Genomic DNA, 20,903 nt, shown 5'->3' on the forward strand with positions numbered 1-20,903 from the left:
TCACTCATGAGCGAGAACACGTATGCTGCCGCCGGCGTCAACATTGAGGAAGGCGACCGCGCAGTAGAGCTAATCACCCCCCACGCCAAGCGCGCCACCCGCCCCGAGGTTATGGGCGGGCTCGGCGGATTTGCCGGCCTATTCAAGCTGGGGGAGTACAAGGAACCGGTCCTTGCGGCTGGCTCTGATGGCGTAGGCACCAAGCTGGCTGTGGCCCAGGCCATGGACAAGCACGACACCATCGGCATCGACCTCGTTGCCATGTGCGTGGATGATCTTGTCGTGTGCGGCGCTGAGCCGCTCTTCCTGCAGGACTACATCGCCGTGGGCGAGGTAGTGCCGGAAAAGGTAGCAGAGATTGTCAAGGGCATTGCTGAGGGCTGCGTCCAGGCTGGTGCAGCGCTCCTCGGCGGCGAGACCGCCGAGCACCCAGGGGTGATGGGCAAGGATGAATACGATGTCTCCGCTACTGCGGTTGGCGTTGTAGAGGCTGATGAGCTGCTCGGCCCGGATAAGGTGCGCGAAGGCGACGTTCTCATCGCCATGAAGTCCTCCGGCTTGCACTCCAACGGTTACTCCTTGGCACGCTACGTGCTCCTGGAGCAGGCGGGTCTGCCGCTCGACGGCTACATGGAAGACCTAGGCCGCACCCTCGGCGAGGAACTTCTGGAGCCTACCCGCATCTACGCCAAGGACTGCCTGGCGCTGACATCGGAGTGTGCGGTGTCTACCTTCTGCCACGTCACCGGAGGCGGCCTTGCCGGCAACCTGGAGCGCGTCATCCCGGAGGGCCTGAGCGCTGAGGTGAGCCGCTCGACGTGGACTCCGGGCCAGATTTTCAAGACCATTTCTTCGGTGGGCAAGGTTGCCCTCGAGGAGATGGAGAAGACCTTCAACATGGGCGTTGGCATGATCGCCGTCGTTGCGCCGGAGGACCGCGAGCGAGCATTGGCTATGATGACCGCCCGCCACGTGGAGGCGTGGGAACTGGGCACCGTTCGTGCTGCCGAAGAGGGCGAGCCGCGCGTTGTCATGACCGGCGAGCACCCAGGGTTCTAAGTCCTGAGAAAAGGAACAAGGCCGGAGGCGCTTCCCCTTAAGTAGAGGGGAGACGGCTCCGGCCTTTCGCTTAGGTGATGTACAGGGTGGGACAGTGACTCGCGCGCCTAGCGCGCGTCGGAATCATCCTCATCCCACTCATCCGAGTCCCAGCGATCTGCGTAGTCCTCGTAATCCGCGTACTCCGAGTATGGGTCTTCGTCCTCGTTGTGGGAACGCTTGGAGTTCTGTGAGGCGAGCTCACGCTGGAGCGAATCCAGATCCATCTCGGGCGAATTGTACTTCAGCTGGCGTGCAACTTTGGTCTGCTTTGCCTTTGCGCGTCCGCGTCCCATGTGCATGACCCCCTTGAGGTGTGTAGGGCGGTCCAGGGATTCTTGGCCGCCCCATCGTCTTAGTTAGATATGTGTATGTTCCTGTAAGACACCATAGCCTGTGTGAAGAAAAAATTCCGAACTACCCCCCCAGTGGTGCGTGGAAAAGTGCGCTAGCCCGCGGCCAACGGGCAGTGTGCATTTCGCCACTATTTTCCGCGCAGCCGGTCCACAGCGGCGCGTCCGGCCTTGGGGCCCTCGTCGGCGGGGATGGAGTCCGGCTCGACCGATGCCGCCACTGGACCAATGCTCAGATCCCCGTGGTTGAGGGCGCTGCGTTTCACTAGACCAAGCGCGATGGGGCCGTAATCGCAATCCTCGACCACGGTGCCGAGCTTGCCGACGCGCCGTCCCCCAAGTGAAATATCCGCTCCGCTTACGGGGAGCTCCGGAGCGGAGCCGTCGAGGTACAGCATGACCAACAGGCGCGGAGAGCGCCCGAGGTTCTCTACGCGCGCGACCGTCTCCTGCCCGCGATAGCAGCCCTTCTCCAAGTGGACGAACGCGGGGTTATCATCGCTGCGTCGGATCCACTGGGGAACCTCGTGGGCGATGGTTTTCGCATCGAGGTCAGCGGCCAATTCTGGTTCGCGTGCGCGCACTCGTTCGGCGGTATAGGCCATGAGCCCCGCTAATTTTCCGCCCTGCTTTTCCAACTCTGCGACTGCTGTCTCCAGCTCACCCCGCGGCACGAGGAAATCCTGGCGCGGGCAGCCCGGCCAGTGCACGCAGCGCTCCATCACGGCGCTGGAAGGCTTCTGTAGCGGCTTGCCCAGCACGGTGATGATCGCCGCGTCTGCTTCCTCCACGGTGACCTGGGACCAGAAAATCATGGCGGTGAGGAAGTCCCGCAAAGATTCGAACTGGGCCGGTGGCACATCGAGGTAGAAGGTTTCCCCGTCGAAGGACAGGTCGATATGGTGTAGGACGTGGCCCTGCATGTCTAGATCAAGGGCGCCGGCAGAGAATCCGGCGTCCACGTCATCGAGCTTCTGGCTCAGGAGGTTGTGCAGGAAAGCCCGGGCATCGGGCCCGGAAACGGCAATGACCCGGCGTTGGGAACGGTCGATGATGGCGGAACCTGTCTCCACCGCGCGCTGCTCCACGAGGGGGTTGCCGTAATGCCAGGGGATACCGGAGACGTCGACAAGCGTGGTGCCCTGGAACTCAGCGGCCCCGGGCCGGGAAAGAAGTGGCGAAGTATAACTCACGCCCTCCGATGGTAGGGCATAATCGGGTCTATGAGCCTTCAGCGTAGGAAAGAGCCGGTCATCTACGTCGTGGAACCGTTTGGGGGGTCGGTGCGGCGTCATATGCCGAACCTACCGTTGGTCTATTGGGACGATGCTGCGGTCACACGCGGTGACGGTATCTTCGAGTCCCTCCTCGTGCGTGACGGTAAGGCGGCCAACTTTCATCGCCACGCGGAGCGCTTCCGGCATTCCGCGAGTGCTCTCGATCTTCCGGAGCCGCCCATCCACAAGTGGAAAGAAGCCACCGAGCTGGCCATCGCGGACTATTGTGGTCCCGCCGCCGGGGAAGGCGAGGACGGTTTAGCGCGAGAGGCCAAGTGCACGTGGACCTATACCCGCGGGCGGGCCTCGACTGGGGTGCCCACGGCATGGGTGGTGGTTCAGGAGATTCCGGATGACGTTGTGGCGCAGCGTGATACCGGCGTCAAGGTGATGAGCACGCCGCGTCTGTGGCAGGTGGCGGAAGAGCTGCCGGCGAAGACGCTGAATTATGCGGCCACGATGGCCACGCTGCGCCTGGCCCGCGAGCGTGGATTTGATGATGTGATCTTTACCGATCCCGATACGGGGCTGGTCTTGGAAGGGGCCACCTCCACCGTGGTGGCGGTCAAGGGTACAAAGCTGCGCACCCCGGCGGGCAAGGGAATACTGCCTGGCACCACGCAAGCTGCGCTCTTTGAGTATGCCTCTGAACAGGGATATCGCTGCAAGGCGAAGGAGCTGAATCTGCGCTACCTCGAGGAGGCTGACTCAGTGTGGCTCGTCTCCTCGGTGCGCACTGCGGTGCGTGTGACGCGCCTGAATGAAAAGAAGCTCAAGGCGCCGGCGAACGCGGAGAAGATACGCGCGCTGATCGACGCCGCCCTGGCACGCTAACTTCGCCGCACTGCTAGTTAGCCAGCCACACGGGTGAGCTCGGCGGACATGTAAGGGCGCATTTCGCCGTCGACAAGCCGCTCATCCACCCAGCCGAGGTTGTTGTTCGGCATGAGGCCATACATGCGCTTGCCGGGGCCGAGGTTGGCGGGGCCGGTTTCGGTGACCATCGTGGACGCAGACTCGAGCTGCCAGGCGCGCTCGTTAAACAGTGAACCATAGAAGATCTCGTTGATGCCGTTGGACGAGGTATAGGTCATCTCAATCTCGTCCTTGAGTGAGATGCGCCAGAACCCGGACTCGCGGACATCGGGGCCAACCGGGTTGCCCTCGGAATCAATCTTCCAGGTGCGGGACGTATAGGTCAGGTAGTTCTCACCGTCGTGGGCGATGATGAGCTGCTGGCCAAAGGCGTACTGTTCACCGTCGGTGCTGTGGGCTTGGCCTTCCCCTTGCCATACACCGACGAGGGGGAGAAGCCCGAGCAGACCATCGTGCAGCGACGGGCCCTGACGCAAGTTCGCCGTCTCATCCGGCAGGGGATTATCTGCTACATCAACGGTGGGAATGTTGCGGGAGGCTGCATCCTTCCATGCCTCCGCTGCCTGGTTGACGGCCGCGTTGCCGTCTACCTTGGTGTTCTCCGGGTGGGTGTTTTCCGTGTTTTTCTCGCTATTTGTCTGTTCGCTCATGCTGCCCCAGCGTAGTCGTGGCAGCGCCGCGGAAACCACTAGGCTCCAGTAGTCTAGGGAGCCATGCGCGCTTTGCTGATTTCAAACCCTAATTCTACGAGCCAGAATGCGGCTCTCTTCCGAGAGGTTTTGCCCGTCATTCGGGAGGTGGATGGGTTGCAGCTGCTTGCTCGCTTCACGCACTACCCGGGCCACGCAGAAGACATGGTGCGCGGTATGACCCGGGAGGACTTTGACGTCATCCTGGTCTTCGGCGGCGATGGCACGGTCAATGAGATCGTCAACGGGTTGCTCGGCCCGGCGAATTTCGCCCAGCGCCCTAGCCCTCAGGAGATCCCGGCGCTAGCGGTGATCCCTACTGGTTCAGCAAACGTCTTCGTCCGCGCCCTTGGTTTCCCCAATACCCCCGTCGAGGCGGCGCACGTGCTGGCCCGGATGCTGGAGCGAAACACCCGCCGCACCGTGTCGTTGGGTATGTGGAATGACCGGTGGTTTGCGGTCAATGCTGGTTTCGGGCTGGATGCAGACGTGCTGGCTCGCGTGGACCGTGCACGGGAGATGGGCTTTTCAGCCACCCCGCTGCGCTACCTGGCGGTGGCCTTTCAGGCCTATCAGCGCGCCCGCATCCGCCCACCGCGCATTAATGTGCGTGCGCGCTCGAGCTCGGGCGAAACCTTCGCGGCCGATGACGTTCCCGTCATGTTCACCTCCAACACCAACCCGTGGACCTTCCTGGGGCCGCTGCCGGTGGTGACCAATCCGCGCAATTCCTTCGATCAGGGGCTTGGCCTTTTTGGTGTGTCGGACCTCGGCGGGATTGATGGCCTCGTGGGCGTTCTCCACCTGTTCGGCGTGGATCACCGTCACTGGTTGAATAAGGTCACGGATGCCCGCACGCTGCATTTTGAGGATGCCGTTGAGGTGGACCTGGTCTGCCCCAAGCCCCACCGCTTCCAAGCGGACGGGGAGTCGGAAGGCACCTTTACGGAGGTGCACTTGGAGTCGGAAGCAGACGCGCTGGAAGTCTTTGCTCCCATCGACCCAGCCCCGCCCATTCACCGCAGCTTCCGCCGAGTCCTGCGAGATCTCATCCGTATTAAGTAGCCGGCGGTAGTAACAAGTCTGCGGTGCGGGTACCGCTGGTGCACCGTCGGCTTAGTTTTGCATCGGCTTAGTTCTGCCTGTTTTGGCGCCAGCTCGGCGGCGTCGTCGGCGCGCTGCCCACTTCGTTGGCGGTGTCTTGCGCTTTTTGCGCGGCATCCTCGACGGCCTTCTCCTCCGAACCATCGATCTCCAGCGGGGAGAGTTGTGCTGTTTTTAGCGTGATATTGCGTCGCTGTACCTCGAAGGTGATGGAGCCGCCGTGTAGTTTCACGGAGGTGGCTTGAGAAGGCAACGGGAGTTGGCGCGTGTCCAAGACCAGGCCGAAGGCCTTTTTCAAGCGTTCGTCATCAGTCCCGTAGACACTCATGCGAAACTCTGGGCCGACGAGGCGCAGCGTCACCGTCGCGGTGGACTTGGTGGTATCCCCCGGCAGCGTGCCAGTGAGCTCAGCCTCGGCGGAGGGCCCGCCGGTGGGGGACATATTATCGGGGTTGGCAATGGAGAGGTCAGTAATACCCAGCATGCGGCCCAAGGCCACTCCGTCGAGGCTGATGCTGCGCGTATAGGTGGATACCGGTGAGCCTTCCAGTTCGCCGCTGAAGAGTTGTTCGGGGTTAATTGTGATGTCGCGCAGTGTTGTGGAGGCATTGACCATGCCGAGTTTCGGAACTTCCACGTCGGAGGAGTTGACCTCCAGGTATGGAATCTCTTTGGTTAGCGCGGCAAGGGAGAAGGGGACGCCGCCGATGTAGACATTCGGGGTGTTTTCCAATTGGGAGCTGGCTTTGGCTTTCTGGGCCACGGTGTGTTCCGCGTGCATCGCCACCGCTGAATCCGCCAGCCATGCTGTCAGGGCCACACCCGCAACGGCGGCAAGGCGTACGGCAGTGCGGTTGAGGTAGATGACAGTCACCCCTCTATTACTACCGCACGTAGGGTGGGAAGCATGAATATTGAGACCAAGACTCTGCCACTGAACCCAGATGTGGCCCAGCGCGTGGAGGAGCTGGCCACTGCTGCTGAAGCTCACGACGGCTTTGCGCCCCTCTCCGAGCAGTTTCTTTTAGGGCTCAGGGATGAACGCCTTGGGCACCATCATCTTCTCGCAATTGAAGATGGTGCGGTAGCTGGCGTGGCTGCCCTCGATGGGCAGACTGTAGAGCTCTTTGTTGGCGTGGAACACCGTGGGCGAGGGGTAGGGCAGGCGCTTGTCGACGCCCTCCCAACCTCCCCCCAAATCTGGGCCCATGGCAATCTTCCCGCTGCGCAAGCGCTGGCGAAGCGCAACGAGATGGACGTCGTCAGGCGCCTGCTTGTCATGGCGATTGAGGGGAAGGACTTGCGCGCGGCCGAGGAAGCGCCGGCAACGGTTGATGGCCTAGAGATTCAGACCTACGCCGAGTCAGTGGAGCGCTTCGGGCGCGAGCACGTCGAGGCGGAATGGGTACGCACCAATAACGAAGCCTTCTCCTGGCATCCGGAGCAAGGAGGCTGGGATCTGGAGCGCCTGCACCGCGGGATGGAGGCAGAGTGGTTCGATCCGGCCGACGTGCTTTTCCTGTGGGATTCTCCGAATGACTCCCACAGCCACCCGGTAATGGCTGGCTTCCACTGGCTGAAGTGGCACGACGAGGCTACCCCAGCCTTCGGTGAGGTCTATGTTGTGGGATTGGGTGAGGACTATCGCGGGCGCGGGCTCGGTGGACCGCTGCTGAGCGCTGGGCTGCAGCGCATGGCGGCTAAAGGTGCGGACAAGGTCATCTTGTATGTCGAGGCTGATAACGCTCCGGCGGTAAAGGCCTACGAGCGTTTGGGCTTTGGCATCGCTGAGGAACACTGCGTCTGGGCGAAAAGTGACTAGCCTCACCGGCTTTTGGTACAAGTTCACCGATTGTTCATCTCTTGATCCCTGTGGGGTTAACCCGCCCTGTATAGCTTTACAACACGTGAGTTAATCGCGCTCGTCTCAAGAAGATCGCTCAAAGAAGAGTAGAGGGCGATTTGCTCGGACAATCATTCTCTTGTATCCGCACCGGAAAGGTTTCCCGTGATCCGCAACTTCAAGCGCACCGCCGCTATCTTCGGCATCGTCGCCGCCACCTCCACTGCTCTCGTTGCCTGCTCTGAGTCCAACGAATCTGGCTCCGCTGAAGGCGGTTCCGATGGGGCAGAGGTTTCCGGCGACCTCTCTGGTGAGGGCGCATCCTCCCAAAAGTCCGCTATGTCCGTCTTTGAGAAGGCATTCCTGGAGGCATACCCGGATGCTAACTTCTCCTACACTTCTTCCGGCTCCGGCGCTGGTGTGAAGGCTTTCAACGGCGGCACCGTTGACTTCGCCGGTTCTGACTCCGCTCTGAAGGAAGATAAGGGCGAGGTTGAGGCCGCCAAGGAGCGTTGCGGTGGCAACGACGCATGGCACCTGCCGACGACCATTGGCCCCGTCGCCATCGCCTACAACCTGGGTGACACCGAGGTCAACCTCTCCACCGAAACCCTCGCCAAGATCTTCAAGGGCGAGATCACCAAGTGGAACGATGACGCCATCAAGGCTGAGAACGAGGGCACCGACCTTCCGGACAAGAACATCACCGTCATCTTCCGCTCTGACGAGTCCGGTACCTCCGATAACTTCCAGAAGTTCCTGAAGTCCGCTACCGGCAACTGGGACAGCGAAGGCAAGCAGTTCCCGGATTCTGTTGGTGAGGGTGCTAACGGTTCCTCCGGTGTGGCTGACCAGGTTGCCTCCATCGAGGGTGCTATCACCTACGTTGAGGCTGGCTACGCTCATCAGAAGGAAGCCGATGGCGTCAAGATTGCCAAGATTGACTTCGGCAACGGCCCGGTTGAGCTCAGCTCTGAGTCCGTCGGTGTCGCTCTCGACCACCTCGCTTTCAAGGAGACCAACTCCGAGCACGACATGGTCGTTGACTCCGACAAGCTCTTTGCTTCCAAGGATGAGGGCGCTTACCCGCTCATCCTGACCACCTACAACATCGTCTGCTCCGCTGGCTACGACGAGGAGACCTCCGCTCTGGTGAAGGCCTTCTTTAACACCGTCCTGGACAATCAGTCCGAGGAGCTGGAGAAGGCAGGCTTCATCCCGGTTTCCGGTGACCACCTGGAGCGCCTGAAGGCAGCCGTCGAGGCTATCCAGTAAGAGCGCGTTACTACGCGGGTTTCTTTGAACCCCCGTAGCGTCCGTTTGAACACACACTTCCGCCCCCAACCCGCCCTTCACGAGCGCTTTGGGGGCGGCAGCATGTCCCGTATTTTCATTGTTTCCGTTGAAAAGGATTCCCTAGTCTCATGGCAGACAACAATCTCACCACAGCGTCGTCCGTGAAGGAGGATGCCGTTTCAGCGACCCGCCCTAGCGCGCATGCGTCCGAGGCGGACGCCACCTCTACGCCCGCCGTCAAGTCCGGTGTGAAGCGCCCTGGTGATCGCATTTTTGAATTCTTGTCCACTGCGTCCGCAACGCTGATCACGGTGATGATCGCTGCCATCGCGGCCTTCCTGATCTGGCGTGCGGTTCCTTCTCTGTCCGTCAATGAGGGTGGCATTCTGGGCTTCTTCACCTACGGTGACCGTTGGGAGACCAACGACACCGATGCTATGAAGTTCGGTATCCCGACCATGTTCGGCCACACCGTCTTGATTTCCATCGTGGCTCTCATCATTGCGATGCCGGTCGCGCTCGGTATTGCCATCTTCCTGTCCAACTACGCGCCGGCCAAGCTGGTCAAGCCGTTGGGATTCTTGGTAGACATGCTCGCCGCCGTGCCATCCATCGTGTACGGCCTGTGGGGCTGGCAGGTGCTCGGCCCTGCGCTGTCCGGCTTCTACACCTGGCTGCACTCCTGGGCTGGTGGCTTCTTCCTCTTCAAGGTCTACGACAACTCCCCGAACTTTGCGACGGGCCGCAACGTCCTCACCGGTGGCATTGTTCTGGCGGTGATGATCCTGCCGATCATCGCTGCCACCGCCCGCGAAGTCTTTGTGCAGACCCCTCCCGGTCAAATCGAGTCCGCCTTGGCCCTCGGCGCCACCCGGTGGGAAGTCATCCGCATGACGGTTCTCCCCTTCGGCATGTCCGGCTACATAGCCGGCTCCATGCTGGGTCTGGGCCGCGCGCTGGGTGAGACCATGGCTCTCTACATGGTTGTCTCCCCGCTGGTGGACTTCCGCTTCTCGCTGTTCGACGGCGGTACCACCTTCGCAACGGCCATTGCCCTGGCGGCTGCTGAGTTCGGTAATGAGATGCGTGCCGGTGCGTATATCGCCGCTGGCCTCATGCTGTTCCTTCTGACCTTCTTGGTCAACGCTATTGCCCGTTCCATCGTGAAGAGCAAGTAAGGAGGGCTCAGAGATGACTACGACTACAACTTCCAACTCTGTCCCGGCATCTTCCGGCCCGACCTTCCTGGATATCTCCTCGAGCCGAAAGACCACCAATACTGTTGCCACCGTTCTCGTGTGGGCAACGATGATCATCGCCATGATTCCGCTGCTGTGGGTTCTCTTCGAGCTCATTTCTCGCGGTTCGGGCGCTATCCTGAGCCCCGAATGGTGGACCCACTCCCAACGCGGAATCCTTGATACCGAGGCCGGCGGCGGTGCGCTCCACGCTATTATCGGTACCTTTGTGCAGACCGTCATCGCGACCGTCATTTCCGTTCCGATCGGCATTTTCACCGCGATTTACCTGGTGGAGTACTCCCGCGGTGGAACGCTGAGCCGTCTTACTACTTTCATGGTGGACATCCTCTCCGGTGTGCCTTCCATTGTTGCGGCCCTGTTCATCTTCGCCATGTGGATTACTCTGTTCGGCTTCAAGCGTTCCGGTATGGCGGTGGCGCTATCGCTTGTGCTCCTGATGATTCCGATTGTGGTCCGCAATACCGAAGAGATGCTCCGCGTGGTCCCGATGGATCTGCGTGAGGCTTCCTATGCTCTCGGTGTGCCGAAGTGGAAGACCATCGCGCGCATCGTTCTGCCGACCGCACTGTCCGGCATTGTCACCGGCATCATGCTGGCCGTGGCCCGCATCATGGGTGAGTCCGCGCCGGTGCTGGTGTTGGTGGGCTCCACCTCCTCCATCAACTGGGACGCACTCAAGGGTGCGCAGTCCTCGTTGCCGTTGATGATGCTGGATATGTACAAGTCCGGCGCTGATCCGGCCGTCCTGGACAAGCTGTGGGGTGCCGCCCTTACGTTGGTTCTCCTCATCGCGATTCTCAACATTGGCGCGCGCATCGTTTCGGCGAAGTTCTCCGTCAAGAAGTAACCGTATTCACTTTCTACCTACCCCATAGGAGCACTACTCATGTCCAAGCTTGAGCTCAACGACGTGAACATCTACTACGGTGACTTCCACGCCGTACAGAACGTCAACATGCAGATCCCGGCGAAGGCCGTGACTGCCTTCATCGGCCCTTCCGGCTGTGGTAAGTCCACAGTCCTGCGCACCCTGAACCGCATGCACGAGGTCATTCCTGGTGCTTATGTCAAGGGTGAGATTCTCCTGGACGGCCAGAACATCTACGGGCCCAAGGTCGATCCGGTGTCCGTTCGCAACACTATCGGCATGGTCTTCCAGAAGGCCAACCCGTTCCCGACGATGTCCATTGAGGATAACGTTGTTGCCGGCCTGAAGCTGTCCGGCGAAAAGAACAAGAAGAAGTTGAAGGAGGTCGCCGAGAAGTCCCTGCGCGGCGCCAACCTTTGGGATGAGGTTAAGGACCGCCTGGACAAGCCGGGCGGCGGCCTGTCCGGCGGTCAGCAGCAGCGTCTGTGCATTGCTCGCGCGATTGCCGTGGAGCCGGAAGTCCTGCTGATGGACGAGCCCTGCTCGGCGCTCGACCCGATTTCCACCTTGGCCGTGGAGGACCTGATCCATGAGCTGAAGGAAAACTTCACTATCGTTATTGTTACTCACAACATGCAGCAGGCAGCCCGCGTGTCGGACAAGACCGGCTTCTTCTCCCTGGAAGCTACCGGCCGGCCTGGCCACCTGGTGGAGTTCGATGACACCACGAAGATCTTCGAAAACCCATCCAAGAAGGATACCGAGGATTACATCTCTGGCCGCTTCGGCTAAACATGCGCTTCGGCTAAACACTGACAGCGCCGAAAGCCGGCACCTCTTCTAAAGGTCTAGAAGAGGTGCCGGCTTTGTGCATGCACTGTGCGCTAGGTGTGGCGAGCAGTAGGGGGGGCTAGCGGTGAAACTGGCGCTCCAGCTCCGCCATGCGGGCCTCCAGCTCAGCCTCTCGTTGCTCCTGATCGCGCTTGCGCATGTAGCGGTCGGGGTCCAAGCCCGTTGCCAGGTAAATGATGCGGCCGGCAGCTGCTGCGCAATGATCGGCGAAACGCTCGTAGTAGCGCGAAAGCTGCGAGGTTTCCACGGCCTGGCGCACCGTTCCTTTCCACTCCCGCTGCGTCAACATACGAAGCAGGTGTTGGTTGATGTCATCGACGGCGTCGTCGTCCTCGGTCAAACGGAGCGCCAGCTCCGGATCGCGGGTGATGAGGATGTCTTTGAGGCCTGAGGACATGTCGAGAACGAGACGTGTGTATTCCTCGAAATAGCCCATAATGTCTGACGGAACAACTGATTCAGGGTGGCGGCGGCGGGCGCTGGTGGCAATGTGCTGAGACAAGCGGCCCATGCGGTAAAAGTCTTCCACAATATAGATGGAAGCTATGACCTGGCGCAGATCCTTGGCCATCGGGTTTTCCAAGGCCAGAAGGGACACCGCACGGTCTTCGCAGCGCGAGCGGACTTCATCCAACTCATCGCGCAACGACAAGGCCTCTTCGGCTGGTTGCAGGGAGGATTCGATTAATGCCTGAGAGGCAAGAGTCATCAGCTTATGAACCGCAGTGCTCATGATGATGAGGTCATGGGCAAAGTTGTCCAACTGTTCACGGTAGGCAGCGCGCATGTCACGTACTTTAGCTGAACAATTGGTCTAGTGCCTGTCGAGCGACACAAAAGGGAATTTTCGTGGCTAGCCGCCGGAATGCATAATCTCCGCGCCTTCCGGCACGGTTGCATCCTCCGGATCGTCGAGCCACCCCTCGGGAAGGACCACTTTGGCGGGGGATCCCTGGCGTCCGCGGGCGCCATCGGCGTCGTCGGCAAGCGCAGGCGAATCAGCCCACGGCTCGAGCAGCTCCCGGAGAGCGTCGAGGGAGTTCACGCGGGACAGGCCAGCACGGACCTGACCTCCCACGGGAAAACCGCGTAGGTACCAGCCGATGTGCTTGCGGATATCGCGGCTGGCCTGGTCCTCGCCCTCGTGCTGCGCCAGCAGTTCTGCGTGGCGAATCATAATCTGCGTGACCTCACCCAACGTGGGCTCGGCCGGCACCGGCTCGCCACGAAGGTGGGCGGAGAGCTCCGCGAAGAGCCAAGGACGACCCAGACAACCTCGTCCCACGACGACGCCGTCGCAGCCCGTTTGTTCCATCATGGCGCGGGCATCCGTGGCCTTGAAGATATCGCCGTTACCCAAGACAGGGATACCGGTATGGGCCAAGTGCTCCTTAAGGCGCGCAATTTCATTCCAGTCCGCATGGCCCGAGTAGCGTTGCGCGGCGGTACGGCCGTGGAGCGCGACTGCCGACGCCCCTTCTTCCACCGCAATGCGGCCGGCGTCGAGGTGCGTGTGGTGATCCTCGTCGATGCCCACGCGCATTTTTACGGTGACCGGGATATCGGTGCCCTCTGTGGCCTTGACCGCTGCGGCGACGATGTTGCCAAAGAGGCGGCGCTTATAGGGGAGTGCGGAGCCTCCGCCGCGGCGCGTGACCTTGGGAACCGGGCAGCCAAAGTTCATATCGATGTGGTCAGCCAGATTCTCATCCACGATCATCTTCGCCGCCTTGTAGGTGTACTCCGGATCGACGGTGTACAGCTGCAGCGAGCGCGGATTCTCCTGTGGATCGAAAGTGGTCATGTGCAGCGTCTTGGGATTTCGCTCTACCAAGGCGCGGGCGGTAACCATTTCGCAGACATAAAGGCCGGAGACGGTGCCGGTCTTCGCTATCTCTTGCTCGCGACACAGCACGCGAAAGGCCACGTTGGTCACGCCCGCCATGGGGGCGAGGACAACGGGGGAGTTGAGCTGGATTTTTCCGATAGCAAGAGTCACGCCGCCAATTGTGCGCGGAAAGAGCCTGGGGTGGCAAATTCTCACGAGGAAAGTGAGGGGTGCACACAGTTTGGGGCAGAGTGCGGTAAATCCTCCACCGATTCGCTAGTGTGGTGCATGTAACTAACAGGAAAGGACCGTAACGTAGGTCGTTTCTGCACATAAAAGGAGGACTAATGTCTGAGAGAATTGCATACGCACCGTTTGAGAAGCTCGTGATGAGCGCTGACGAGGCCGCAAAGTTCGTCAACCACGGTGACCGTGTGGGAATCTCCGGCTTTACCGGCGCTGGCTACCCTAAGGCGTTGCCGACTGCCATCGCGGAGAAGGCGAAGGCAGCTCATGAGGCGGGCGAGGAGTTCAAGATCGATGTTTTCTCCGGTGCCTCTACCGCTCCGGACTGTGATGGTGTGTTGGCTGAGGCAGACGCCATCCGCTTCCGCTCTCCGTATAACTCTGACCCGGTTTTGCGCGGCCGCTTCAACGACGGCTCCGCCCTGTACCAGGACATCCACCTCTCGCACTCTGGCCAGCAGGTGGAAGAGGGCTTCTACGGTGACTTCCAGGTAGCCATTATTGAGGCCGTTCGTATTGATGAGAACGGAAATATCGTTCCGTCCTCCGCCGTGGGCAACAACCTCGAATACATCGATGCCGCCGACAAGATCATCATTGAGATCAACGAGTGGCAGTCCCTCAACCTCGAGGGCATGCACGATATCTACAAGATCGAGAAGCTGCCGAACCGCCAGCCAATCCCGATTACCAAGCCGGCTGACCGCGTCGGTACCACCTACATCGAGATTCCGGAGGAGAAGGTCGTGGCTGTGGTCAAGACCAATGCCCCGGACCGCAACGCTCCGTTCAAGGCCCCGGATGAGGTTTCTGAGAAGATTGCTGCAAACTTCATCGAGTTCCTCGAGGGCGAGGTTGCTGCCGGCCGCCTAGAGTATGACAAGTTCATCATGCAGTCCGGTGTGGGCAACGTCCCGAACGCCGTGATGGCAGGCCTGTTGGACTCCAAGTTCGAAAACATTCAGGCCTATACCGAGGTTATCCAGGACGGCATGCTGGATCTTATCGACGCTGGCAAGATGACCGTCGCCTCCGCAACCTCCTTCGCCCTGTCCCCGGAGTACGCGGACAAGATGAACGCTGAGGCTGATCGCTACGCCAAGCACATCATCCTGCGCCCGCAGCAGGTATCCAACCACCCGGAGGTTATTCGCCGCGTGGGCCTGATTTCTTCCAACGGCATGATTGAGGGCGATATCTACGGCAACATCAACTCCACCAACGTCTCCGGCTCCCGCATCATGAACGGTACTGGCGGCTCGGGTGACTTCACCCGTAACGCCTACATCTCCACCTTCGTCTCCCCGTCGGTGGCCAAGGGCGGCGCTATCTCCGCCATCGTGCCTTTCGTTTCTCACACCGACCACACCGAGCACGACACCATGGTCATCATCACCGAGTATGGCGTTGCGGACCTGCGCGGTTTGGCCCCGAAGGAGCGCGTGGAGAAGGTCATCGCCGTGGCTCACCCGGACTACCGCCCGATGCTGGAGGAGTACTTCGAGCGCGCCAAGGCTAACAAGTTCCAGCACACCCCGCACGATCTGAAGACCGCCTTCGATTTCCAGGTGAACTTCATGGAGAAGGGTGACATGCGCGGCTAAGTCTTAGACCCGCAAGGTTGTGGCCCTTACCACTGAAGGTGAGGGCCATTTCCTTTTCTTTGGTGCCACCGGCTAGGATAGGTGAGCGTTGGGCCTTTAGCTCAGTTGGTAGAGCTACGGACTTTTAATCCGCAGGTCGTGGGTTCGATCCCCACAGGGCCCACAAAAAGAGCCGCCTTCGGGCGGCTCTTTTTTGTTTTGGGGCCCAAGCGCAGGGCTGGGTTCAGGGCTAGCTCTTAACGAGCTTCCTGATGGCCCGCATGGCCTCCTCGAGCTTCTCTGTGGCTACTTGCCCGTCTTCGGCGGCTGCTCCCGCCACACAGTGTTCTATGTGGTCCTCCAAGAGTGCTAGGGAAACGTTCTCGAGCGCTGAAGTAACCGCTGAGATCTGCGTGATGATGTCGATGCAGTATTGGTCCTCCGCGATCATGCGGTGGATGCCTCGGGTTTGGCCTTCGATGCGCTTGAGGCGAGCCAAGTACTTTGCTTTCTGCTCATCATTGGAGTTGTAGCCGTGCACACCCGGCTCGTGACAGGAACAGGTATCCCGCTGGTCAGCCATGGTTTTCTGCCTTTCTGCCAGGACGATTTGGTTAAGTGAGGATGTCTCCAGTATATTTTTACAAAGTTGCCTCAAGGCAACGGGCCCCCATCGTCTAGCGGCCTAGGACACCGCCCTTTCACGGCGGCGGCACGGGTTCGAATCCCGTTGGGGGTACCAACACTTTTGTGTTGGTGCACAAGAAAATACTTATGGCCCTGTGGCGCAGTTGGTTAGCGCGCCGCCCTGTCACGGCGGAGGTCGCGGGTTCAAGTCCCGTCAGGGTCGCCATATTTCAGCCTCGGAGCATTGTTTATAGAACATATGCCTCGGGGCTTGTGTCGTTTTATGGTGGTGTGTGGAGGCTCCTGCAACGTCGCAAATGGCGCATAGATCTGTATAGGTCTAGGCGCTGTGGTGACAGTGTGTATTGAGGGGCTGCATCACCGTGAAAACGGTGAATGACATGCTGATTTGGTGTGCTTATCTAGCTTTGTGTAGAGTACTTATTCGTGCCCAGCGCACAACAGATAATTGAAAATGGCCCTGTGGCGCAGTTGGTTAGCGCGCCGCCCTGTCACGGCGGAGGTCGCGGGTTCAAGTCCCGTCAGGGTCGCCGAAGTCCTCGTGGCTTCTGGCCAGATAGCTCAGTCGGTAGAGCACACGCCTGAAAAGTGTGGGGTCGCCAGTTCGATCCTGGCTCTGGCCACAAGACAGCCCTTTCCATTGGAAGGGGCTTTTTTGTTGCTCTTTTTGGTTTAATGGGCGGCATGACTACTTCAGTTGCGCACCAAACCGATCAATCCCGTTTCGTCATCACCGTTGATGGGGAAGAAGCAGGCTTCGCCGAATACAGTGATTCCGCTACCACACGCGAATTCACGCACACGGAAATCTTCGAGTCATTTCAGGGCCAAGGACTGTCCAAGCCGCTAATTAAAGCGGCACTGGATGATGACTCAACGGCCGGCCGCCAAGTCATTCCAACGTGCAGCGCCGTGGCGCGCTTCATTGAGAAGAATCCCGATTACCAGCGGCTGACTGCCCGTGAAGGCAGCCTTTAAGGGCACGGTCTATTAGATGTAGTAGTCCGGGTCCACCAGCTTGATGCGCTCATCCTTCTTGCGCGGGCGGTTGGTGGCCGGGATACCGATGGCAATGTGCTCCGGTGGCACGTCCTTTGTCACCACGGCGTTGGCACCCACAGCGGAGCCGTGGCCGACGGTAATCGGGCCGAGCACTTTAGCGCCCGCGCCAATGGTGACGTTGTCCTCAATTGTTGGGTGGCGCTTAGTCTGTGTCAGCACCTGACCACCGAGCGTGACGCCGTGGTAAAGCATGACGCCATCGCCAATTTCGGCGGTTTCACCGATGACGATCCCCATGCCGTGGTCAATGAAGAAGCGCCGGCCAATGGTAGCGCCGGGGTGAATCTCGATTCCGGTGAAGAAGCGGTTAAGCTGCGCCAAAATACGGGCTGGCCCACGCCATCCACGTTTCCACATGCGGTGGGCGATTCGGTGCGCCCAAATGGCGTGAAGGCCGGAGTAGACCACGGCATTTTCGACGTCGCCGCGCGCGGCCGGATCATGCTCGCGCGCGTTGGCGAGGTCTTCACGAATCATCTTCAAGATGTGCATGCGAACCATCCTATCTAGAAAGAAAAAGCGCCCCCTAGCACAGAGGGCGCTTTTATTCGGAGGGCTCACCACGGCGCCGTGCTTGGCGACGTCCCGTGGAAAGCCACGTTAGCGTTTTCCTTAGGCCTCGCGAATGTCCTCGAAGAGGATGGTGGAGACATAGCGCTCACCGAAGTCCGGGGCGACGACGACGATGGTCTTGCCCTTGAACTCATCGCGCGCAGCCAGCTTGAGTGCCGCAGAGACGTTGGCACCGGAGGAAATGCCGACGAGCAGTCCTTCTTCGGTGGCCAGCTTGCGTGCGGTGGAGACGGATTCCTCGGTGGTTGCGGTGAGCACCTCGTTGAGGATCTCGCGGTCCAGAACCTCTGGGACAAAGTTGGCGCCGATGCCCTGGATCTTGTGGGGGCCAGCGTGTCCCTCGGAGAGGACGGGGGAGTCGGCGGGCTCAACGGCGACCAGGTAGGTGTCGGGGTTCTGGGAACGCAGGTAGCGGCCCACACCGGTGACGGTGCCGCCGGTGCCGACGCCAGCGACGAAAGCGTCGACCTTGCCCTCAGCGTCGTCCCAGATCTCGCGGCCCGTGGTTGCCTCGTGAATCTTCGGGTTTGCCTCGTTGGCGAACTGGGAGGCCAGGATGGCGTTGGGGGTCTCAGCGATAATTTCGTTGGCCTTCTCGACAGCACCCTTCATGCCGGCAGCGCCCGGGGTGAGCACGATTTCAGCACCATAAGCGCGCAACAAAACCTTGCGCTCGTTGGACATGGTCTCCGGCATGGTGAGGATGACCTTGTAACCCTGGGCGGCACCGACGAGTGCCAAGCCGATGCCGGTGTTGCCGGAGGTGGCCTCAACGATGGTGCCGCCTGGCTTTAGCTCGCCGGATTCTACGGCGGTGTCGACAATTGCCTTGGCAATGCGATCCTTGACGGAATTAGCGGGGTTGAAAGACTCAACCTTCACCAGTACCTCGGCGCCGAGGCCTTCGGTCAGGCGGTTGAGGCGGACAAGCGGGGTACCGCCGATGGTGTCGAGAATATTGTTGTATACAGCCACGATGTGGACTCCTTGAAGATAAGTTCTGATGTACAGCAGACACTCTACACCGTGGCAATAGACCAAGTGGTATATAGATTCTGAACAGATCATTCGGGCATGGCATGTGGGATTTGAGGCGTCTCATGAGGGCGAGGCGTGATTTAGAATTACCCCCGTCGGCCGGTTATACTTCGCAAATAGTGTTCGCCTACCCCCGTTTCAGGCGGGAAATGTGGGTGCACCTGCTGGTTACCCCCGAGTAAGAGAGAGTCTCATGGAGCCGCACCGACTCAAGGATGACGACGAAGCCGTACGCGCAGCGCTCTCGTCACTAAAGACCGCAACGGGAATCCCCGTCACGATGTACGGGACCTTGCTGCCGGACAATCGCCTGCAGATTACCCAGTGGGTAGGGCTGCGGACCCCGGCCTTGCAGAATTTGGTGATTGACGCGAACGTGGGCGTCGGCGGGCGCGTTGTCAGCACTCGCCGCGCGGTTGGTGTGTCCGACTACACTCGTGCCACCACAATTAGCCATGAGAATGATCGCCATATCCAAGATGAGGGACTGCATTCGATCGTGGCGGTGCCGGTCACCGTTCAGCGTGAAATCCGCGGTGTCCTCTATGTTGGTGTCCATTCGCCGGTGCGCTTGGGTGACAAGGTAATCGAGGAAGTCACCATGACTGCTCGGTGCCTCGAGCAGGATCTGGCCGTTAATTCCGCGTTGCGTCGTGCCGACGGAGGCAAGGGCGGCGCTGCTCGCGGTCACGTGATGAACGGGGCTGAGTGGGAGCAGGTGCGCTCAACGCACTCCAAGCTCCGCATGTTGGCTAACCGAGTCAACGATGAAGACCTCCGTAAGGAACTAGAGGCTCTTTGCGACCAGATGGTCTCCCCGGTGCGCGTTAAGCAGTCCACCAAGCTTTCTGCTCGCGAGCTGGATGTTCTTTCCTGCGTGGCATTGGGGCATACCAATGTCGAGGCGGCCGAGGAAATGGGTATTGGCGCCGAAACGGTGAAGTCCTATTTGCGCTCTGTCATGCGCAAACTGGGTGCACATACTCGCTATGAGGCGGTTAATGCGGCCCGTCGTATAGGCGCGTTGCCCTGATCGTAGGTAAGTTGGGTGGGCGTGAAAGACCAATTTATTGTCTCCGGTGGGGCGCGCCTGCAGGGCACCGTCAAGGTGGACGGTGCCAAGAACAGTGTGCTGAAGCTGATGGCTGCGGCACTGTTGGCGGAGGGCACCACCACGCTGACCAACTGTCCTAAAATCCTTGATGTTCCACTGATGCGAAAGGTCCTTGAAGGCCTTGGCTGTTCAGTGGAAATCGATGGCCACACCGTGCAGATCACCACGCCGGCCACGTTGCATTCCAATGCAGACTTCGATGCGGTGCGCCAATTTCGCGCGTCGGTGTGTGTATTGGGGCCGCTGACGGCGCGTTGTGGTCACGCAAAGGTAGCTTTGCCAGGTGGCGACGCCATTGGTTCCCGCCCACTGGACATGCACCAATCTGGGCTAGAGAAGATGGGCGCTAGCACGCGCATCGAACACGGCGCCGTTGTAGCAGAGGCGGATCAACTCCATGGCGCGAACATCAAGCTCGATTTTCCCTCGGTAGGCGCTACCGAAAATATTCTTACTGCTGCAGTCCTTGCGGATGGCGAAACCCAACTCCACAATGCGGCCCGCGAACCGGAAATTGTGGACCTGTGCACGATGCTCAAGGAAATGGGCGCCGACATCTCCGGGGAGGGGACATCCACCATCACCATTCGGGGAGTGGACAAGCTGCAACCGACGGAGCACGAGGTTATCGGTGACCGTATTGTTGCGGGTACGTGGGCATATGCTGCCGTAATGACTCGCGGGGATATCACGGTGGGCGGTATTGCTCCCAAGCACCTGCACCTGCCGTTGGAGAAGCTTAAGTCCGCCGGTGCGGATATCGAGGACTATGTCAATGGTTTCCGCGTGCGCATGGACCGGCGTCCAACTGCTGTGGACTACCAAACGCTGCCGTACCCCGGCTTCCCCACGGATCTTCAGCCGATTGCCATCGGGCTCTCCGCGGTCGCGGAAGGTACATCCATCATCACGGAAAATGTCTTTGAGTCTCGTTTCCGGTTCGTCGATGAGATGCTCCGCCTTGGCGCTGATGCCCAGGTGGATGGACACCACGTAGTTATCCGCGGTCAAGAGCGCCTGTCCTCGACGCATGTCTGGAGCTCCGATATCCGCGCAGGTGCCGGATTGGTCCTCTCCGCTTTGTGTGCGGATGAGACGACCACCGTGCACGATGTCTTTCACATCGACCGCGGCTATCCCAACTTTGTGGAGAACCTGCAGGCCTTGGGCGCCACCATCGAGCGCACTCAAGAGGAGGAGCTCTACTAAGGAGCATTGCTTGGCGACGTCCCTATGTGGCGCACCTTTTCGGTGTGTCACCTGGGGATTTGTTGTTTGTTGGGGGTGTGCGTA

Annotated in this window: 21 protein-coding genes and 5 tRNA genes; 17 read left to right on the forward strand and 9 right to left on the reverse strand. The window is 60.0% G+C overall.

Features of this window, described 5'->3' with window-relative positions:
* Window positions 1–6 precede the first annotated feature (6 nt).
* Window positions 7–1,059 carry a phosphoribosylformylglycinamidine cyclo-ligase gene (purM, locus tag HMPREF2912_RS08165; RefSeq protein WP_070522927.1) on the forward strand — a complete coding sequence of 351 codons (1,053 nt, stop codon included), beginning with the start codon at window positions 7–9 and terminating at the stop codon, window positions 1,057–1,059.
* A 107-nt stretch (window positions 1,060–1,166) separates the two neighbouring features.
* On the opposite strand, the gene HMPREF2912_RS08170 is transcribed toward purM, so the two are convergent.
* A complete protein-coding gene (locus tag HMPREF2912_RS08170) occupies window positions 1,167–1,394 on the reverse strand; it encodes a DUF3073 domain-containing protein (RefSeq protein ID WP_070522931.1) in 228 nt (75 codons plus the stop codon).
* Window positions 1,395–1,582: 188 nt separating this feature from the next.
* Entirely contained in the window at window positions 1,583–2,644 is a 1,062-nt protein-coding gene (locus HMPREF2912_RS08175; protein WP_070683817.1) for a CAF17-like 4Fe-4S cluster assembly/insertion protein YgfZ, read from the reverse strand.
* A gap of 30 nt (window positions 2,645–2,674) precedes the next feature.
* Between HMPREF2912_RS08175 and HMPREF2912_RS08180 the strand changes: the two genes are divergently transcribed.
* Window positions 2,675–3,562, forward strand: coding sequence for an aminodeoxychorismate lyase (locus HMPREF2912_RS08180; protein WP_070563994.1), 888 nt, complete (start codon window positions 2,675–2,677; stop codon window positions 3,560–3,562).
* A gap of 17 nt (window positions 3,563–3,579) precedes the next feature.
* Here the strand turns inward: HMPREF2912_RS08180 and HMPREF2912_RS08185 are convergent, their stop codons facing one another.
* Complete coding sequence (locus HMPREF2912_RS08185; protein ID WP_070522940.1) at window positions 3,580–4,254, reverse strand: heme-binding beta-barrel domain-containing protein; 675 nt, start codon at window positions 4,252–4,254, stop codon at window positions 3,580–3,582.
* 63 nt (window positions 4,255–4,317) lie between these two features.
* Between HMPREF2912_RS08185 and HMPREF2912_RS08190 the strand changes: the two genes are divergently transcribed.
* Entirely contained in the window at window positions 4,318–5,358 is a 1,041-nt protein-coding gene (locus tag HMPREF2912_RS08190; protein WP_070522944.1) for a diacylglycerol/lipid kinase family protein, read from the forward strand.
* 67 nt (window positions 5,359–5,425) lie between these two features.
* Here the strand turns inward: HMPREF2912_RS08190 and HMPREF2912_RS08195 are convergent, their stop codons facing one another.
* Window positions 5,426–6,271, reverse strand: coding sequence for an LmeA family phospholipid-binding protein (locus HMPREF2912_RS08195; protein ID WP_070522947.1), 846 nt, complete (start codon window positions 6,269–6,271; stop codon window positions 5,426–5,428).
* A 33-nt stretch (window positions 6,272–6,304) separates the two neighbouring features.
* Between HMPREF2912_RS08195 and mshD the strand changes: the two genes are divergently transcribed.
* The 5 genes from mshD to pstB all read left to right on the forward strand — a co-directional run bounded on the left by mshD (window position 6,305) and on the right by pstB (window position 11,458).
* Window positions 6,305–7,219 (forward strand): mycothiol synthase, encoded by a 915-nt coding sequence (gene mshD, locus HMPREF2912_RS08200; RefSeq protein ID WP_070522950.1) that lies wholly within the window; start codon window positions 6,305–6,307, stop codon window positions 7,217–7,219.
* A 186-nt stretch (window positions 7,220–7,405) separates the two neighbouring features.
* Window positions 7,406–8,515 carry a phosphate ABC transporter substrate-binding protein PstS gene (pstS, locus tag HMPREF2912_RS08205; RefSeq protein ID WP_070522954.1) on the forward strand — a complete coding sequence of 370 codons (1,110 nt, stop codon included), beginning with the start codon at window positions 7,406–7,408 and terminating at the stop codon, window positions 8,513–8,515.
* A gap of 149 nt (window positions 8,516–8,664) precedes the next feature.
* Window positions 8,665–9,714: a phosphate ABC transporter permease subunit PstC gene (gene pstC, locus HMPREF2912_RS08210; RefSeq protein WP_070522957.1), complete on the forward strand. Its 1,050-nt coding sequence runs from the start codon at window positions 8,665–8,667 to the stop codon at window positions 9,712–9,714.
* Between the two features lie 13 nt (window positions 9,715–9,727).
* Window positions 9,728–10,645: a phosphate ABC transporter permease PstA gene (gene pstA / locus HMPREF2912_RS08215; RefSeq protein ID WP_070522961.1), complete on the forward strand. Its 918-nt coding sequence runs from the start codon at window positions 9,728–9,730 to the stop codon at window positions 10,643–10,645.
* Window positions 10,646–10,684: 39 nt separating this feature from the next.
* Window positions 10,685–11,458, forward strand: a complete 774-nt coding sequence (gene pstB, locus HMPREF2912_RS08220) for a phosphate ABC transporter ATP-binding protein PstB (RefSeq protein ID WP_070522964.1) — start codon at window positions 10,685–10,687, stop codon at window positions 11,456–11,458.
* A 118-nt stretch (window positions 11,459–11,576) separates the two neighbouring features.
* On the opposite strand, the gene phoU is transcribed toward pstB, so the two are convergent.
* Window positions 11,577–12,305, reverse strand: coding sequence for a phosphate signaling complex protein PhoU (gene phoU, locus HMPREF2912_RS08225; protein WP_070522967.1), 729 nt, complete (start codon window positions 12,303–12,305; stop codon window positions 11,577–11,579).
* A 66-nt stretch (window positions 12,306–12,371) separates the two neighbouring features.
* A complete protein-coding gene (gene dusB, locus HMPREF2912_RS08230; RefSeq protein WP_070522970.1) occupies window positions 12,372–13,517 on the reverse strand; it encodes a tRNA dihydrouridine synthase DusB in 1,146 nt (381 codons plus the stop codon).
* Between the two features lie 176 nt (window positions 13,518–13,693).
* Here dusB and HMPREF2912_RS08235 point away from each other — a divergent pair, with 176 nt between their 5' ends.
* Together HMPREF2912_RS08235 and HMPREF2912_RS08240 are read left to right on the forward strand one after the other, a co-directional pair.
* Entirely contained in the window at window positions 13,694–15,196 is a 1,503-nt protein-coding gene (locus tag HMPREF2912_RS08235) for an acetyl-CoA hydrolase/transferase family protein (protein WP_070522973.1), read from the forward strand.
* Between the two features lie 90 nt (window positions 15,197–15,286).
* Window positions 15,287–15,359: transfer RNA gene (locus HMPREF2912_RS08240), tRNA-Lys, on the forward strand.
* 66 nt (window positions 15,360–15,425) lie between these two features.
* Here HMPREF2912_RS08240 and HMPREF2912_RS08245 read toward each other — a convergent pair.
* A complete protein-coding gene (locus HMPREF2912_RS08245) occupies window positions 15,426–15,758 on the reverse strand; it encodes a metal-sensitive transcriptional regulator (RefSeq protein ID WP_070563984.1) in 333 nt (110 codons plus the stop codon).
* An 83-nt stretch (window positions 15,759–15,841) separates the two neighbouring features.
* On the opposite strand from HMPREF2912_RS08245, the gene HMPREF2912_RS08250 reads away from it, so the two are divergent.
* The 5 genes from HMPREF2912_RS08250 to HMPREF2912_RS08270 all read left to right on the forward strand — a co-directional run bounded on the left by HMPREF2912_RS08250 (window position 15,842) and on the right by HMPREF2912_RS08270 (window position 16,801).
* Window positions 15,842–15,917: transfer RNA gene (locus tag HMPREF2912_RS08250), tRNA-Glu, on the forward strand.
* 34 nt (window positions 15,918–15,951) lie between these two features.
* Window positions 15,952–16,028: transfer RNA gene (locus HMPREF2912_RS08255), tRNA-Asp, on the forward strand.
* Between the two features lie 251 nt (window positions 16,029–16,279).
* Window positions 16,280–16,353, forward strand: a tRNA-Asp gene (locus HMPREF2912_RS08260).
* 20 nt (window positions 16,354–16,373) lie between these two features.
* Window positions 16,374–16,446, forward strand: a tRNA-Phe gene (locus tag HMPREF2912_RS08265).
* Between the two features lie 52 nt (window positions 16,447–16,498).
* Window positions 16,499–16,801, forward strand: a complete 303-nt coding sequence (locus HMPREF2912_RS08270; protein ID WP_070522980.1) for a GNAT family N-acetyltransferase — start codon at window positions 16,499–16,501, stop codon at window positions 16,799–16,801.
* Window positions 16,802–16,813: 12 nt separating this feature from the next.
* Here the strand turns inward: HMPREF2912_RS08270 and epsC are convergent, their stop codons facing one another.
* Together epsC and cysK are read right to left on the reverse strand one after the other, a co-directional pair.
* On the reverse strand, window positions 16,814–17,377 hold the full coding sequence (epsC, locus tag HMPREF2912_RS08275; protein ID WP_070522984.1) for a serine O-acetyltransferase EpsC: 564 nt from the start codon (window positions 17,375–17,377) through the stop codon (window positions 16,814–16,816).
* A gap of 120 nt (window positions 17,378–17,497) precedes the next feature.
* Complete coding sequence (gene cysK / locus HMPREF2912_RS08280; RefSeq protein WP_070683819.1) at window positions 17,498–18,433, reverse strand: cysteine synthase A; 936 nt, start codon at window positions 18,431–18,433, stop codon at window positions 17,498–17,500.
* Window positions 18,434–18,689: 256 nt separating this feature from the next.
* Between cysK and ramA the strand changes: the two genes are divergently transcribed.
* Together ramA and murA are read left to right on the forward strand one after the other, a co-directional pair.
* Window positions 18,690–19,529 (forward strand): acetate metabolism transcriptional regulator RamA, encoded by an 840-nt coding sequence (gene ramA, locus HMPREF2912_RS08285; protein ID WP_070522991.1) that lies wholly within the window; start codon window positions 18,690–18,692, stop codon window positions 19,527–19,529.
* Window positions 19,530–19,550: 21 nt separating this feature from the next.
* Entirely contained in the window at window positions 19,551–20,819 is a 1,269-nt protein-coding gene (murA, locus tag HMPREF2912_RS08290) for a UDP-N-acetylglucosamine 1-carboxyvinyltransferase (protein ID WP_070523021.1), read from the forward strand.
* Window positions 20,820–20,903 lie beyond the last annotated feature (84 nt).

The sequence above is a fragment of the Corynebacterium sp. HMSC056E09 genome (assembly GCF_001813425.1).
Taxonomy (GTDB): domain Bacteria; phylum Actinomycetota; class Actinomycetes; order Mycobacteriales; family Mycobacteriaceae; genus Corynebacterium; species Corynebacterium hesseae.